This window comes from Nostoc sp. DSM 114167, assembly GCF_052692655.1.
The window spans coordinates 935116-951235 of sequence record NZ_CP195116.1; the positions used below are offsets into that span (position 1 = coordinate 935116).

The 16120-nt window shown below is 42.0% G+C and carries 17 protein-coding genes; 9 read left to right on the forward strand and 8 right to left on the reverse strand.

Going from position 1 to position 16120, the window contains the following annotated elements; genetic code table 11:
• Positions 1-12: 12 nt before the first annotated feature.
• Positions 13-531, reverse strand: coding sequence for an adenine phosphoribosyltransferase (locus tag NSTC731_RS03835; RefSeq protein WP_322694165.1), 519 nt, complete (start codon positions 529-531; stop codon positions 13-15).
• A gap of 466 nt (positions 532-997) precedes the next feature.
• Between NSTC731_RS03835 and NSTC731_RS03840 the strand changes: the two genes are divergently transcribed.
• Positions 998-1624 carry a DUF3038 domain-containing protein gene (locus NSTC731_RS03840; RefSeq protein ID WP_322675299.1) on the forward strand — a complete coding sequence of 209 codons (627 nt, stop codon included), beginning with the start codon at positions 998-1000 and terminating at the stop codon, positions 1622-1624.
• Positions 1621-3051, forward strand: coding sequence for a DUF4335 domain-containing protein (locus tag NSTC731_RS03845; protein ID WP_445629698.1), 1431 nt, complete (start codon positions 1621-1623; stop codon positions 3049-3051). The genes NSTC731_RS03840 and NSTC731_RS03845 overlap by 4 nt, the downstream gene beginning before the upstream one ends.
• Before the next feature lie 169 nt (positions 3052-3220).
• Here the strand turns inward: NSTC731_RS03845 and NSTC731_RS03850 are convergent, their stop codons facing one another.
• The 5 genes from NSTC731_RS03850 to NSTC731_RS03870 form a co-directional block, all read right to left on the reverse strand.
• Positions 3221-3451, reverse strand: coding sequence for a four helix bundle protein (locus NSTC731_RS03850; RefSeq protein WP_445629699.1), 231 nt, complete (start codon positions 3449-3451; stop codon positions 3221-3223).
• A 66-nt stretch (positions 3452-3517) separates the two neighbouring features.
• Positions 3518-5788 carry a transglycosylase domain-containing protein gene (locus tag NSTC731_RS03855; protein WP_445629700.1) on the reverse strand — a complete coding sequence of 757 codons (2271 nt, stop codon included), beginning with the start codon at positions 5786-5788 and terminating at the stop codon, positions 3518-3520.
• A gap of 381 nt (positions 5789-6169) precedes the next feature.
• On the reverse strand, positions 6170-6838 hold the full coding sequence (locus NSTC731_RS03860) for a hypothetical protein (RefSeq protein WP_445629701.1): 669 nt from the start codon (positions 6836-6838) through the stop codon (positions 6170-6172).
• Positions 6839-7138: 300 nt separating this feature from the next.
• Positions 7139-7615, reverse strand: coding sequence for a signal peptidase II (gene lspA / locus NSTC731_RS03865; RefSeq protein ID WP_445629702.1), 477 nt, complete (start codon positions 7613-7615; stop codon positions 7139-7141).
• Between the two features lie 94 nt (positions 7616-7709).
• A complete protein-coding gene (locus tag NSTC731_RS03870; RefSeq protein WP_445629703.1) occupies positions 7710-8297 on the reverse strand; it encodes a biotin transporter BioY in 588 nt (195 codons plus the stop codon).
• A 711-nt stretch (positions 8298-9008) separates the two neighbouring features.
• Here NSTC731_RS03870 and pstS point away from each other — a divergent pair.
• The 5 genes from pstS to NSTC731_RS03895 all read left to right on the forward strand — a co-directional run bounded on the left by pstS (position 9009) and on the right by NSTC731_RS03895 (position 13453).
• Positions 9009-10190 carry a phosphate ABC transporter substrate-binding protein PstS gene (gene pstS, locus NSTC731_RS03875; RefSeq protein WP_322694170.1) on the forward strand — a complete coding sequence of 394 codons (1182 nt, stop codon included), beginning with the start codon at positions 9009-9011 and terminating at the stop codon, positions 10188-10190.
• Between the two features lie 144 nt (positions 10191-10334).
• Positions 10335-11285, forward strand: a complete 951-nt coding sequence (gene pstC, locus NSTC731_RS03880) for a phosphate ABC transporter permease subunit PstC (protein WP_445629704.1) — start codon at positions 10335-10337, stop codon at positions 11283-11285.
• A 19-nt stretch (positions 11286-11304) separates the two neighbouring features.
• Positions 11305-12186, forward strand: coding sequence for a phosphate ABC transporter permease PstA (gene pstA / locus NSTC731_RS03885; protein ID WP_445629705.1), 882 nt, complete (start codon positions 11305-11307; stop codon positions 12184-12186).
• Between the two features lie 58 nt (positions 12187-12244).
• On the forward strand, positions 12245-13051 hold the full coding sequence (gene pstB, locus NSTC731_RS03890) for a phosphate ABC transporter ATP-binding protein PstB (RefSeq protein WP_445629706.1): 807 nt from the start codon (positions 12245-12247) through the stop codon (positions 13049-13051).
• Positions 13052-13171: 120 nt separating this feature from the next.
• On the forward strand, positions 13172-13453 hold the full coding sequence (locus NSTC731_RS03895) for a hypothetical protein (RefSeq protein WP_094351110.1): 282 nt from the start codon (positions 13172-13174) through the stop codon (positions 13451-13453).
• Positions 13454-13552: 99 nt separating this feature from the next.
• Here the strand turns inward: NSTC731_RS03895 and NSTC731_RS03900 are convergent, their stop codons facing one another.
• Together NSTC731_RS03900 and NSTC731_RS03905 are read right to left on the reverse strand one after the other, a co-directional pair.
• Entirely contained in the window at positions 13553-14047 is a 495-nt protein-coding gene (locus NSTC731_RS03900) for a pentapeptide repeat-containing protein (RefSeq protein ID WP_445629707.1), read from the reverse strand.
• 43 nt (positions 14048-14090) lie between these two features.
• A complete protein-coding gene (locus NSTC731_RS03905; protein ID WP_445629708.1) occupies positions 14091-14657 on the reverse strand; it encodes a Uma2 family endonuclease in 567 nt (188 codons plus the stop codon).
• Positions 14658-14968: 311 nt separating this feature from the next.
• On the opposite strand from NSTC731_RS03905, the gene NSTC731_RS03910 reads away from it, so the two are divergent.
• Both NSTC731_RS03910 and NSTC731_RS03915 read left to right on the forward strand, forming a co-directional pair.
• The gene (locus tag NSTC731_RS03910) at positions 14969-15373 is read left to right on the forward strand and encodes a type II toxin-antitoxin system RelE/ParE family toxin (protein WP_445629709.1); all 405 of its coding nucleotides are present in this window, start codon (positions 14969-14971) and stop codon (positions 15371-15373) included.
• Positions 15373-16104, forward strand: coding sequence for a helix-turn-helix domain-containing protein (locus NSTC731_RS03915; protein WP_445629710.1), 732 nt, complete (start codon positions 15373-15375; stop codon positions 16102-16104). Before NSTC731_RS03910 ends, NSTC731_RS03915 begins: the two co-directional genes overlap by 1 nt.
• Positions 16105-16120: the final 16 nt, after the last annotated feature.

The window sequence follows — 16120 nt, forward strand, 5'->3', positions numbered from 1 at the left end:
AATGATTAATGACTAATATTCAATTAAAGAGATAATCGGCACGTCCGGTAAATGTGTACGCCCTTGTAAATCCCGTAGCTCGATAATAAACCCAAATCCTACTAGTTCGCAGCCAATTTTCTGCACCAATTTAGCTGTGGCACTCGCTGTCCCACCTGTGGCAATCAAGTCGTCGACAATCAAAACTCGGCTACCTTGGTGTAAAGCGTCTTGATGCACTTCTAGGCAATCTGTACCATACTCTAGTTGATATTCAATTGAGTGAACGGCTGCTGGTAACTTCCCTTTTTTGCGGATGGGAATAAAACCAGCTCCTAATTTATAAGCCAGAGGCGAACCAAAAATGAATCCTCTCGACTCCATACCAATGACATAATCAACTGTTATTCCAGCTTCATCGCATTTTTGTGCTAAAAAGTCAATAGTGTAGCGCAGTCCCTCTGGATCGCGCAGTAACGTAGTAATATCCCGAAATAAAATTCCGGGTTTCGGGAAATCTGGAATGTTACGAACGAGAGACTTTAAATCCATAAAATGGGGAATAAAGGAGTAGGGAATGGGGAATGGGGCATGGGAAATGAGGTAGAAAAATTAATCAGCAATACCCAATGCCCAATACTTCGACTTACCTCGGCTTTGCTCGGCACGAGTCGCTCAGTACAAGTGCTTAATGCCCAATTTCAGATACCTGAAAAATCGTACACTATAATGTCATACGCTGGGGGTCAAGTAGGGATAAAGGCTGAAGCTTCGCTCTTCATTGACGATAATTAGAATCTAAACCAAGCTATAAAAGGTATTTCACTAAGAAATGAGGTGAATTTAGTTATGTTTTAAAATTTTGATTTCAATATAGGGAAAACTTTGAGTAGAAAGAGTTAAGTAATGTATATATCAGGTAGTCATGCTACTGCCACAAGTCTAAGGCTCAAGTCTTGGCTACCGATCTTAAATTTGTTTTATCTAGTCTGTTGGAACCGCACAAGGTATTTATAGAATGAATGTTTCAGCAAGTTTAACGCCGTTCAACAGTCCAACCCAAGATTCACTGCCGATGATTCTGGACACTTTACCAGATCCTGCGATCGCTTCCAAAACGTGTCCTCGGAGAACCAGGCTGCAAATTGACCTGATTTTACTGGCAATTGAAGCTTTAGAACTTGGTGGTTCGGAAGCAATCCTGGCTTTTGCTCAAGAGTTGGATCTTAAAGGAATTGTTAAAGACAGGGTGAATTTATGGCGGATGCGTAGCTCTAACCCGCTACGAAGAGCGCACATACGCCGTCCTTTAACTATTATGGAAGCAAAAGCTTTGGTGGTCATTGCTTGCTATATAGCACGGCGTTTAACTGTTGTCATCCGTCAGTTATTAATGATATGTCAACAAATGGAAGAAAAACAGATTCCATTAGAACAGAATTTGCGGCTATCTAATTATTTAGAGCGGTTTAGAGCGCATTTTAAAAGCCGGATGAATGCTCGACGCTCTGGTGTACTAGCATTAACTTCTGATGAAAAATTAGATGCGCTAGCAATAAATTTGTTAGGACAATTACTATTTTGTACTGGTACTGCTGGAATGCAGCGGTTCTGGATTAGTCTTTTTGACGGTGAAGTGGAATGAATATTCAACGTAAGTACAGTCTACCTAATTGTACTCTTCTTTTAGAAGGGTTAAGTGATGTCACTAGGGCTGCACAGTTTCAGGAAATGCGCCCAGAATTATCAATATTGGTAAATGCAGAATGCTATTTATCTGGTTACAATCAACCCCTAACCGGAGGGCGAGAATTTTTTGAAAGTTTGGTGAGGGCTGTTAGTGGTTACGCCCAAGAATTTCTGAGTACTGTACCCAATCCACAAGCACACAACCAGGAATCGGAGCTAGTAGAGTTTCAAAAAATTGACGGCAACCGCCACAGGTTAATCATACATTCAGAGAATGCTCCAGAGGGGTTCGATCGCTCTAATAATTCTAAACGTCCGCCGATTGAAATAGATTTGAATACGGTACAGTTGTTTGATTTGGTAGAAGCAGTGGATCAGTTTTTTGCTGATACTCAGACTTTACCAGAATTATCCTTAGAACTACAACCAGTTACTAGACGCTATGGCGGTGCCAGTCAGGCTGTAATCAAGCAGGCTGTTCCTGCGGCTATAGGAGTATCAAGTTTAGCAGTAGCAGCGATCGCATTTAACTTGATTCCACCTCCCCAAATTCGTCCACCGCAGCCTAAGCCAGATGAGCAAACTAGCTCTACAACAAAGAACCTTAATCCTCCAGCATCAGCGGCTGCAACACCCATCGAGGCTGCAACACCGACGACACCACCCACAGCCAATGAAAAGCCAGTAGTTAAAGATTTAGAAGCACTTTTAAATACAGTTCCAGAAATTACCGATCCATCCCAGTTGCGTGCATTGAATCGTCAAGTGTATAACCAAGTTCATCCAGCTTGGACTAAGCGTTCAGGATTGCAACAGGATTTGATCTATCGTTTGGGTGTAGCTGCGGATGGAGCGATCGTTGGTTATAAAGCGGTGAATAAAGAGGCCAATCAAGAAGTCGGGCAAACTCCTCTGCCTAACCTACTTTATAATCCTGCTAACCGCGCTCCCATTTCTAATGAACCAATCGCTCAATTCCGAATAGTGTTTACTACAAATGGTGTGCTGCAAGTTAGCCCTTGGCGAGGATATGCTAAGACACCAGAGGTAGTCGGTGCAAAAATTACTGACTCTAATATCACTAAAGGTTTAAATCAAAAGCTTTATAATACAGTTCGTCAAAACTGGAGTGGCACTCCCACCTTTACGCGAGATTTGAAATATCGGGTAGCGGTCAACAAAGATGGTGTAATTGCTGACTATGAACCACTTAATCAAGTCGCCTTTGATTATTTCCGAGAAACACCTCTTCCTAAGATGTTTAACGACATTTATGGTTCTAATGTAGCTGCTCCCAATAACAAAGAACCTCTAGCCCATTTCCAAGTGATATTCAAGCCTAACGGTAAGCTTGAAGTCACTCCTTGGAAGGGATATCAGTAATTGGGCATGGGGCATGGGGCAAGAGAATTAAGTTGCTATTCCCTATTTCCTTTGGTTTTTAGGTAAGCATGTGAGCTTGGGTAATAGTTCATCAAGAATTGGTTTTACTCTTTACCTGTTCATTTGTCAATAACTGTCTGGCGTAGGCTAACTCAACCAACTGATAGTTTCATACAATAGACCCTCTCGCAATCTTGACAAAACGCCGATTATCTTGATCGTTGTACCTGCCTCTACCTTCTGCGATGTTCGCACAAATACTATCAGCAGACCGAACAATTTGTTTGCCCAGTGTATTTTTAGTAAACTTTTCCCATCCTTTAGCAATACGCCAAATTTCATTAGCTAGCTTTTGGGCAAGTTGATAAACTTCTAAGTCCTCAAAATCAGGTCTTCTCACAAAAGTCCATCGATCATTTATCGATCGATAGTTCCCAATTCTTAATGCCCCATACCCAATGCCCAATTACCGTGTAATTCTCCGCATATAATTTCCCCATAATTGAGCTGCTTGAGCACTGCTGCCAGATGTCGGGGAATTATTGTCGTTTCCCAGCCAAACGCCAGTTACAAGTCGCTGACTGGGGATAAAACCAATAAACCATAAGTCAACGTTTTTATCAGTCGTGCCAGTTTTACCAGCTTCCCCTAATCCAATGGCAGCACTACGACCAGTACCTCTGGCGATTACACCACGCATCAAACTAGTCATTTCATCGGCGACATTAGTTGTCAACACTCGTTTGTTGGCACCTGGATCTTGGTCGAAGGAGTAGATTACGCGACAGGTTTTGATATCATTGCGATCGCTGCAATCACCACTGTCTAAAATTCGGTTAATGGCATGGGGAGGATTTGACACACCGCGATTGCCAATAGCGCCAAAAGCACCAGTCATTTCCAAAACATTGACTACGCTTTGACCCAGTACCAAACCGGGAACCGGATCGAGGTTTGATTTTATCCCCAAACGCTGTGCCATTGCCACGACTTTATCCAGCCCGATTTCTCTGGCAACTCGCAAGGCGATGGGATTCTCTGAAAGCGCCAGTCCGGTGGCAATATCTAAACTAGTGTCAGCACCAGCACGACAGGGTTTATAAGTAAAGCCTTGCCAAGTTAAAGGGGCGCAAGAATAACTTTTTGATTCTGGAATTCCCTGTTGAATCGCGGCGGTGTAAGCAAAAATTTTAAAGGTGGAACCTGGCTGTCTTTTAGCTTGAACAGCACGATTGAACTGACTTTTTTTGTAATCAGTCCCGCCTACCATTGCCAGGATACTGCCTGTACTAGAGTCAAGAGTGACTAATGCTCCTTGAGAAAAATTAAAAGTTCTACCAGAGTTGTTCACCGAATTATTCAACGCTGCTTCTGCTTGTCTCTGTATGGTTGGGTCGAGCTTGGTTTCAATGATATAGTTTCCCTCTCTTGCAGCTCCCTCCCCCAAAATTGATTCGAGTTCAGAGAAGACGTAACTGTAAAAATAAGGTGCGATCGTTTTCGCTTGCTGTTCGCAGACTTTAGGACTAATTTGAACAGTGGAACGTCTAGCTCGGTTCGCATCCTCTGCTTTAATTTTGCCCATCTCCAGCAACCGCTTAATTACGCGATTTCGGTATTCAGCTGCTTCTAGCTTATTTGGCCCATCCCCACAAAAATCGAAGGCGTTGGGTGCTGGTAAAATTCCTACCAATGTTGCTGCTTCTGCCAAAGTTAATTCTTTAGCCGGCTTTTCAAAGTAATATCGGGCTGCATCCTCAAAGCCAGAGGTATCTCCTCCCAAAAAAACCCGATTTAAATACATCAGCAAAATATCATCTTTGCTGTAAAATGTTTCGAGTTTTAGGGCGACAACTGCCTCCCGCAATTTTCGGCCAAGGGTATCTTGTCTACCTACATACTCGCGGAACAAACTGCGGGCAACTTGCTGGGTAACAGTGCTGGCTCCTTGTTGCACATCCCCGGTGCGACTATTAATCAACACAGCTCGTAAAATCCCCAGAGGATCAACCCCAAAGTGCCAGTAATAACGACTATCTTCTGAAGCCACTACCGCAGCAGGCAAATAAGGGCCAAATTCCTCTAATCGCTTCATGTCCACATGAGAGATTGTCCGAGGTTCTCTCAGGGGAGTGGCTCCATCACGGGCGTAAACAACTACTGGGGCGCGTGTCGCTGTCGGTAGAGGTCTGACTGAAAATTTCAGCCATTCGACGCCAATCACCAGCGTTAACAGGGCACTGACACCACCAACACCATAAGCTGTCCAACTTGCAGCTTTGACATACCATGCTGGTGGATCGACATATTGCAACCGTACAGAAGCCGCTAGTTCTGGGGGTCCCAGAGTCAGAATATCGCCGTGACGCAGTTCTAGAGAACTAACACGACGTTTCCCACGATAAATGCCATTGGTGGAGTTTTCGTCTTTGATCGTGAAAACTGGTGTGCGCTGAGTAGAATTCCGCGATAATGAGAGGTGAATTTGGCTGACAACAGGGTTACGGATAACGATATCGCTGGATTTCGAGCTACGACCGAGAATATAGCGATCGCCCAACAGTGGATATACCTCTGCTTTATCCGCCCCCGCATCCTGCACCCAAAGTTCCGGTACTTTGGCATTAGGCTTGAGCGCCAATTTTGAAAAATCGACCCTAGCTTGAATCGTATGTACTGCTTGAGTCAGTTGACCTAGTAACGTTTGTGGCTTGTGAGGGGGTTGGGGAGAACTCATCGGCTATTCACATCACAGTTTTTAATGAAGAATCGGGCGAATTACAATCAATTTTAGATGTTAGTCTTTCATCATTTTACTCATAAGCCAAAGCATAAATTAGCTCTACGGGACTTTTTGATTTAATTTATACTTAAATTTATATTCAAACTATTAAATTACTTATAATTTTAATCACTTCTTCATAGAAGTAAATACTGTTTATGTATTTTCATAAGCTTAATCTAGGCTAGTATTAAACCTTCAATAACTATAAGTATAATTTTTTATTTTGTATTTTTAAACACCAGCTAGTAATAAACAACTGAATTTAATTGTTACCAATTTTACATATCCACATATTTTGAAACAAACCTAAATATCTTCATTTAGGAGGATTTTCTAAATCTTGGTTATCTGCTTTAATGGGGCGAGTGTTCTGTTGAGGTTAATTTCAGAAATGATGGGAAAATCTCTGAGCTTGATTGGTACAGCTTTATCTTTGGCACTTACCACTAATATTGCTGTAGCCGAATCCAGTAAATCCCCCATAGCCCAATCTAGTACCGACTCCACTAGTGCACCAGCGGAAATCAAGCTGTCACCAGAAGGTAAGAAAATTCTGTGCCAGAATTTTCCACTTAATTCACGTTGTCCCGGCGGTACAGCACTCACCCCTAGCGCTCCTGGTAGCACTACAGTACCAGCAGAAACAACACCAGCAGAAACAACAACGCCTGATAGCACCACCACTCCTGACAGCACAACTGCACCAGGAAGCACTCCTTCTGGATCTGGTACTCCCGAAACCACTCCAGCACCAGGAAGCACAACCCCATCGGCACCTGGCGCACCTAGCAACTTAACTCCACCACCAGGAAGCGTTACTCCAACCACTCCTGAAGGCGCACCTAGCAACTTAACTCCACCAGGAAGCTCAACCACTCCTGAAGGCGCACCTAGCAACTTAACTCCACCATCAGGAACCCCAACCACTCCTGAAAGCGCACCTACTACTCCTGGCAGCACTACCGAACCAGGTAGCTCAACTACACCAGAACAACCTGGCACTCCTGGCACTCCTGGTAGCAGCCTCGAACCCGGTAGCTCTCCCAGTACTCCCGGCTCTAGTTCACCAAAAACTCCTACGACAGGTAACTAAATTTAAAGCTGGGGCATAATCTAAATAATGGTTTGCCATCAGCGATCGTCGGTGCATCTTTCGTGAACTCTTGCACCAGTTTGCATAACTGGTGTTAGGTGACAAATAAAAATTGATAAAAACCTTATAAGTAAAGTCTTCGCATATAAGACTGAGCAAAGGTTTCACTAAGTCAATAGCCTGGGATTAATCATCCCAGGCTTAATAGTTTAATGGGATCTGCCAGTTGAAGTCGGTGTTTTTTGCAAGGAAGCAATTAACAGGCAAACAATACCGATACTAATAAATGAATCTGCCACATTAAATACAGCAAAGTTAATCAAGCGAAAATCAAGAAAATCAACGACATAGCCTAAAACAAAACGGTCGATACCGTTGCCCATAGCTCCACCTAAAATCAAGCCATAGCCTAACTGATCCCACAAATTTAATGTTGGGCCAAGTAACGCCAATGCTATCAATACTAAACTCACTCCTAAAGATAGCCAGCGCAACCACTCTACTTTCCCACTCAACAGACTAAAAGCTGCACCAGTGTTAGTGACATACGTAAAGTGAAAGATACCAGGTAAGAGTGGTAGTGTCTGTCCCAAGCTAAAGCTTTGTACTACCCAGTACTTTGTTATTTGGTCTAAGAAAAAAGCAATGAAGGCAGCGATCCAGAAAAGACGATTTTTTAAATGCATGGCGAATTAGTCATTGGTCGTTGGTCGTTGGTCATTAGTCATTGGTCATTGGTCATGAGCTTTTGACAAATGACAAAGGACGAAAGGCAATGAACTAATAAAACATTAAGTGACGCAATATATATGCTATTACAGTAACTGCACAGACCACGGTTAGTTGACCTGGTAGTGCAAACCAGGAATATCTAAGGATTGCTTGTATCAAAGTTAGATTTTCTGTGCCTTTCCACTGAAAAAAATAGCTAATAATTAAATAAGTAATACCGCATAGGTGGAGAGTTAATAAGCCACAGACACAACTAAAGGCAAGAGTTTCTAGTCGAGGTCTCGCTTTAAAAGCAACTAAGCCACAAATCCAAGCTCCAGGAATAAAGCCTAGTAGATAGCCAAACTGAGACAGCTTGACATAACCAATACCGCCGCCATCGGCAAATACTGGTAATAAGGTTAACCCCATGACTAAATAGGCAATTTGCGAGAGGGCACCTGCATTTTTGCCTCCTAAACAACCCACCAACAATACTGCGCCAATTTGAAAAGTGACACCTAAAGAAAAAGTCTGAATTCCGTGCTGACTCCAAGTCCAAGGTAAGGTGATGCCATAAACTTCTAAGAAGGTACCACCCATTGTCAGGAGTAAGCCAATCATAGACCATAGTAATTGATTGGAAGCAGCAAACATTTATCAGACAACCAAGGAAAAGCAAAAGGGAAAACCAACAGCAACTAGTATATTCATTAATATTGAAATGAAATTTGTGCTGATATCTTAAGAACTAGCATATTTTCTTTTGCCTTTTTGGTATGTAATTTTTCAGTTTTACGAATTTCAGCTTAGGTGTCTATTGTCTAATTTTATTGACTGAGGCGTGTTCTGAATTCTGGTGTTTGACCGTAAATATAGTAAAATCTATATTATTCAGCTTGGTATTTATACTATTTTTTCAGATAATTGCCTAAATTGAGCTACAAAGTGCTTAATATTTATAGTGCTTATCAGTTGAGTCTAATACAGACCTAACAAGAACAGCCACTTCCCAAGGAAGTGAAATAAGATTCACAGCCTTTATCCTTTTAGGAGAGGTAGAAGTGTATTGGATACAAAGCAAAAGCGCTATTCCATACTAGAATTTTTTCACAACTGAGCCAAAGAATTTACTCTAATAATCAATTTTTGTAAATGCGTATGAGCTACTTAAACCAGTGCCATATGTAACTAACGACTTCAGTAAAAGTATAAAAATTATCAAGCAGAACTAAAAATAAGGGTTTGTTCTTCATCAAAAAAAAACAAGCATTTTTTGTTCTATTAACCTATTGTTAATCTTTATTGCTGTCCTTTAGGAGTATCTTAGAAACGCTCACCTGAAAAGTTACTAAAAAATTGATAGCGATGCTCTCACGTCTTAGTGCAATAAAAACTCATCGCCTCACAGGTTCAATTTCAGTGTTAGCACTGACAATCAGCCTAGCAGCTTGTGGCGGACAGCAAACACCAGATGGTACAGCCACCAAAGATACGCCTTCTGGCACTGCTACAGATACTACTGCTTCTAGCCCAGCTAAATTAGACCTTGGCGGAACCGTAAAGTTAAGCGGGGCTGGTGCGTCTTTTCCGGCACCACTGTACGATACCTGGTTCACAGATTTAAACAAAAAATATCCCAATCTGCAAGTTGACTATGCATCAGTTGGTAGCGGTTCTGGAGTTGAACAATTTATCAAAGGTACTGTAGACTTTGGTGCCAGTGATGTTGCGATGAAGGATGAAGAAATTCAGAAAGTACCAGCAGATAGGGGTGTTATTTTACTGCCTGTAACTGCTGGTAGCATCGTGCTGGCTTATAACTTGCCTGATGTTCCAGAACTTAAACTGCCACGAGCTGTTTACGCTGATATTCTACTAGGCAAAATCACATCCTGGGATGATGCCCAAATTGCCAAGGCTAACCCAGGTGCAAAGCTTCCGAAAGAGGCAATCACAGTCGTTTATCGTTCCGATGGTAGCGGAACTACGGGTGTGTTTACAAAACACCTCAGCGCTATTAGCCCTGAGTGGAAGAGTAAAGTTGGTGAAGGCAAAACCGTCAACTGGCCTAAGGGAGTAGGTGCTAAAGGTAACGAGGGTGTTACTGCCCAAATCCAACAAACTCAAGGTTCCATTGGTTATGTTGAGTATGGCTATGCCAAACAAAATAGTCTCAAGTTCGCTGCTTTGGAAAATAAAGGCGGTAAGTTTGTTGTAGCTAGTGAGGAGTCAGCTTCTAAAACTCTTGAATCAGTACCTTTACCCGCAAATCTTCGCTCCTTCATTTCCGATCCCGAAGGGGCTGATTCCTATCCCATCGTTACTTACACCTGGATTTTGGCTTACAAGAAATACCCCAATGCGGCAAAAGCCAAGGCGATTGAAGCTGCAATCGAATACGCTTTAACTGATGGACAGAAGCAGGCTAGTGCATTAGGATATGTTCCTCTACCCTCAAATGTGATTACAAAGGTAGCTGCTGCTGCTGACCAAATCAGCCCAGAATATAAAATTTCTGTTGCCAGTGGTAATAGCGCTAGCAAGTAAGTAATAAAACACCCCTATCCAGTAGTAACTTTGTACACAGAGTTACTATTGTATAAGTCAGCTTAAATAGATGATGAGGCGACAATTTTACTAATCTGGTTGCCTCCATATTTTTCTCTGATTTAATTCTGAAAGTCGGTATTCATGACTACAAATTCTCAAAATCTGTCATCAGCGATGAAAAATCGCTCTGACGCCGAAAAATCCCTAGATTTGGGTTTTATCTGGCTGACTAAAATTTTCGCTTTTGGGGTTGCTGGTACTTTATTATGGATTGGGTGGCAGGTTGCAATTAGTGCTTGGCCTGCCATTCAACAGTTTGGTGTCAGCTTTTTAGCCAATACCACTTGGAATCCGGTTAATGATAGCTATGGAGTGCTACCCCAAATTTATGGAACTCTCTTGAGTTCTTTTATTGGTCTGCTGATTGCAGTACCAATTGGAATTGGTACTGCTGTTGTACTGAGCGAGGATTTTTTGCCCGCTAAAGTGAGACTGGTACTGGTTTTCGCAGTAGAACTGCTCGCAGCTATTCCCAGTGTTGTCTACGGGGTGTGGGGTATTTTCGTTTTAGTGCCAATCTTAACCAACTTGGGAAAATGGCTCAATGGTTACTTTGGCTGGCTGCCATTTTTTAGCACTTCTCCTACAGGTCCAGGAATGTTACCGGCGGGAGTCATCTTAGCAATTATGATTTTGCCCATCATCACAGCCTTATCCCGCGATGCCTTGATTTCTGTACCTCCAAGTTTGCGCCAAGCCTCTATAGGGCTGGGAGCAACCCGCTGGGAAACAATTTTGCAAGTTCTCATTCCAGCAGCTTTTTCGGGCATAGTTAGTGCTGTGATGCTGGGACTTGGCCGGGCAATGGGAGAAACAATGGCTGTAACGATGTTAATAGGAAACTCCAACAACATCAGTCTTTCTCTTTTAGCACCAGCCAATACAATTTCTTCTCTACTGGCAAATCAATTCTCAGAAGCGAGTGGTTTGCAAGTTGCGGCTTTAATGTACGCGGCTTTAATTTTATTTTTTTTAACACTGGTAGTCAATATTCTGGCAGAGTTGATCGTTCTGAGAGTCAAGCGAATATAGCTTAGTTTTGAGTTAAATTATGACTTCTAATTTTCCAGAGCGCAGTTTAACTCGCTCTCCCACGTCTCAAAGGACACTGTTTAATACAGTAATGACCGTAATCGCTTTTACTTGCGGAGTATTGGCACTTTTACCTTTGCTAGCAGTGCTTTCTTACGTGATTATTAAAGGCTTTAGCAGTCTGAATCTGGCCGTGTTTGTTGAATTGCCACCTAAAGCTCTCCAAAAAGGAGGAGGCTTTGGTAATGCAATTTTAGGCACGCTACTGATGGTAGGAATTGCTGCCTTGATAAGTATCCCCTTTGGAGTTTTAGGGGCAATTTACATCACAGAATTTAGTTCGGCGAAAGTAGCTAGATGGGTGCGTTTTGCGGCTAACGTCCTTAGCGGAGTCCCCTCCATTATTGCTGGGGTATTTGCCTATGGGATTGTAGTTTTGACAATGGTAAAGTTGAACTTAGGATCGTATTCAGCTCTAGCTGGAGGGTTTGCACTGGCAATTTTGATGTTGCCAATTATTCTGCGAACTACTGATGAAGCGTTACAGTTAGTATCGCAAGATTTGCGACAAGCTTCTGTAGGGTTGGGAGCGACTAACTTTCAAACTGTAAGTCAAGTAGTCTTACCAGCAGCTTTACCAGCTATTGTAACTGGGGCAACGCTAGCGATCGCCAGAGCATCTGGAGAAACCGCACCTTTGCTATTTACTGCTTTATTTTCTAACTTTTGGCCAGATAGCTTATTTCAACCGACAGCTTCTCTGGCTGTCTTGGTTTATAAATATGCCATTTCCCCGTTTAAAAATTGGCAATCTCTAGCTTGGGCAGCATCTTTGATTTTGGTATTGATGGTTCTAATCACAAGTATCATTGCTCGCTGGGCAACTCGCAAAAAAGTTTAGTAAACAACCAATCACAGTGCAAATCCCCATCGCTTAAACAAACACTCTTCTTTAATTTATGGCTACCAATACTAGGACAGTGAATGACACTGATACCGTTTTACGCACTGAAAATCTCAACGTTTACTACGGCAAGTTTTTAGCCTTACAGAATATTTGGCTAGATATACCGAAAAATCAGGTGACTGCTTTTATCGGCCCTTCTGGTTGTGGTAAAAGTACGTTGTTGCGCTGCTATAACCGTCTCAATGACCTGATTGAGTCATTTCGGGCAGAAGGTAAAATACTTTTTTATGATAAAAATTTGTATGCATCCGACATCGATCCTGTAGAAGTGCGTCGGAGAATTGGGATGGTATTTCAAAGACCAAACCCATTTCCCAAATCAATTTATGACAATATTACTTTTGGAGCCAAAATCAACGGCTATAAAGGTAATTTTGATGAATTGGTAGAAAGCAGTCTCAGAAAAGCAGCTTTGTGGGATGAAGTCAAAGATAAACTACAGCAAAGTGGCTCGTCTTTATCTGGTGGACAACAACAACGGTTATGTATTGCGCGGGCGATCGCAGTACAACCTGAAATTATCCTGATGGATGAACCTTGCTCCGCTCTTGACCCCATTTCTACCTTGCGTGTTGAAGAACTGATTCACGAACTTAAAGAGCAATATACTATTGTCATTGTCACCCATAACATGCAGCAAGCAGCGCGTGTTTCTGATAAGACAGCATTTTTTAATGTTCGCACTTCCGAAACAGGAACCCGTAATGGCTATATGGTAGAGTATGATGCAACAGAAGTAATTTTCAACAATCCTCAGCAGGAAGATACCAGAGATTACGTCAGCGGCAAATTTGGATAAATATTTATTTTACATTGTTGATATTAAAGCAATGAGGGATACTCGAAAATTAAAGTTGTGCGATATTCCTCTATGTTTTTTATTTGAAGGACTTTTTTCTCCCCAACAAACTTCATCTCCATGCTGTCCGATGTCTATTACCTAGTGCGCTCAAAAACTGACGGGAATTATCTTATAGCTCGTCCTGATGCTGAAACATCGGGTTATTTATTGCTTTTTCAAGAAAACTTTGACGCCCTTAGCTATCTCAACACCCACGCAGCAGAAGTGGCAAATCGCTTTGCAGTGGAATCTATTGCGCGTACACAGTTGGGAAACTTGCTCAAACGCTGGGGTTTTAGCGGTGTGGGTATTGTGACTGACCCGTTGTTGCCCAAAGTTGAATTTTTACAGCACAGTTAAGCTTTACTTCCTCATTTGTTAATTGGATATTCTTCATCAATTTTGGGTTTCGTTCTTTAGCTAACGACGGCAGCGATCGCACTAATTTCTTATTTATACTTATGGTCTATTGTTCACAATGCTTCCATCGGGCATGATGGTGTGGAAAAGGATAGCATTATTGACATCAGCATCAGTACTACCTGTCAAGTTAGCATAGCTAAGGTTAGCCCCCTCAAAAATAGCAGCCTCCAGCTTAGTATAAGAGAGATCAGTATCAATCAACAGAGCGTTCTCCAGAGAGGCGCTATACAGGTCAGCCCTATTTAGGTCAGCACTACTGAGATTAGCCCCACTCAGATCCGCACTCAGATGACTACCACTGAGATTAGCCTGTCTGAGATCAGTATTAATCATTTCAGTACACTCGAAGTGAGTACCTGCCAAACAAGCCCCACAGAGGTTGGCATCCATTAGGTTTGCACCATCCAAGTAAGCTCTACTCAGATTAATACTACGCAAGTCGGTTCTACTTAAGTTAGCGTTAATCAAATCAACTCCAGTAAAATCTCTATCTCCAGCAGCATAACGCCTGAGCAATTCCTCGGCATCCATATCTCAATTCCCGCATTAATTAACATATTCAAAATATATGGTGTTAAGTAAATAGTTGTGCGATCGCACAAGTAAAATTAGGCAATATGGGTGAATTCAATTCGTCACCATTGAATAAGGTAGCAACTAATTTTAAACTCGCTTGTTCGCGTCGATACACCTCCACCTGTTGCTTGCGCCAATCTACAATCCAATTTTCTCTGACACCTCGTGATGAGTAAAGCTTAAGTTTTAGTTCTCTGTCCCGCTTTTCATTTTCACTACCAGCAGATAGTACTTCTACAACCAGTTCTGGCGCACCAGTCAAATGCCCCGCCTCGTCTAAAAGTAAAGGCAATCTCTCGTTGCTAGCCCAGACAACATCGGGAATAACATTATCATTGTCGCCAAAAATTATTCCTGGGGCAGTCACAACTTCTCCCAGACTAGTAGTTTGTGACCAGTTATCCAAGGAAGTGCTAATTCTGACACAAGTTTTTTGATGCTTCCAGTGGGGCGCTTTAGTCACAAACAATTCTCCGTCAATGATTTCATAGCGATTCCCGTTATTTGGAAACAACTCTAAATCGGCGGTAGTCCAGCGCACTCTTTCAGATATCGGCTGGTTCATAAATCATATCTGTTAAAGGATTTACCTATTTTAGCCTGGGTGCAAATGGAACTTTATAGCGTTTTTTGTTTGTATGCAATACAGTTTGACCTCTCTCCTTTTAGGCTTTGAATCTTACTCCTCAACGCTAGTAGGGAAGGGTTGGGGGTGAACTCAACTCAGAAGCGCTATATAGGCTTTGTCTAACGCACCATTTTTATTACTCAATGTTTTATTATCTTAATTGCACTCTCGTAATCTATATGATATTCCTTTAAAAGAATAATACAATTGACATTCTTTGTAAGGAATATTATACTGTGAGGTAGCAAGTGAATTGGACTTGGGAACTTTATCAAGATGTCAATGGGGAAATCCCCAAAGATTTGCTTGCTTTTTTCATTAGGATGATTCCTGAAGAGGAGCAACCAGAAAATCCACCAAAGCCATTACTGAGTCTTTCCGAAACCAGGCGTTTGCAAGTTAACCTTGGCTACCTGTGTAACAAAGGACTCGCATCACTCACCAGTGGCATTTTTGAAAAACTCGAAGATGACCTGTATGAGTTACGTATGACCAAGAGCGAACATAATCCAAGGTTTATTTTAACGGCTGCAACTCCTCAGCGGTTTTTAGTGCTGCACGCCTTTATAAAGAAATACGACAATGCTATTAAAGATAGAGACAAAGAGCCTGCAAGAGTAAGATTACGTGAATTGCAGCAGAGGGAAAATTGATGAAAAAACCTAATTTTCAAGCTTGGTTGCAGCAGAAGGTAAGCGACGATCCAGAAGTGATTTTGGTGGGAAAGTTAGAGTATCTGCGCTTATATCTTACCGATGCTATGCGGGAAATACGTAATAAAGCAGGATTGACTCAGGCAGAGCTAGCCCAAAAACTGGGAGTGAAGCAAGCGGCTGTGTCCAAGTTGGAGTCAGCCTTAAAGGAACATGAGTTGGAATCAGTGTTGCACTATTTACATACTTTGGGTGCAGATTTGCTGGTAGCCGTCAAACAAGGGGATGACTTATATCAAGCTAGTGATAACGAAGGTGTGTTACTGGTAGATGTACCAGATGTAGTTTTCCAAAAAGCATTGGCGGCAAACATGAGCGTCCGGGAATATGTGCGTGTCGCCGTTGAGAAGTTTTCTGGCGAGGATGATGGACTGAGAACAGCTTTGATAAAACTACTTGAAAGTGACGATTTGGTGGCGGTGAAAGTAAGAGCGCGTTTAGGTTCAAGGACAATCCAAGAAATTGCTGTAGAGTTGGAAAAATGTTTGAGTCTATCTGAAGAAGATAAGATTTTTGCTGTCAAAAATGTTTTGGCTGCTAATGTGGCGTGTGGAGAAAGTAATCGTGGAAGTAGTGATGAAGTTGATGAAATTGAGTTGTTGGATTTAGCTGAAGAATTGCTAGAGAAGTTAAAAAAATTTTTGAGCGGTATAAATAAATTCATAAACTAAACTCATAAGCAGGAAT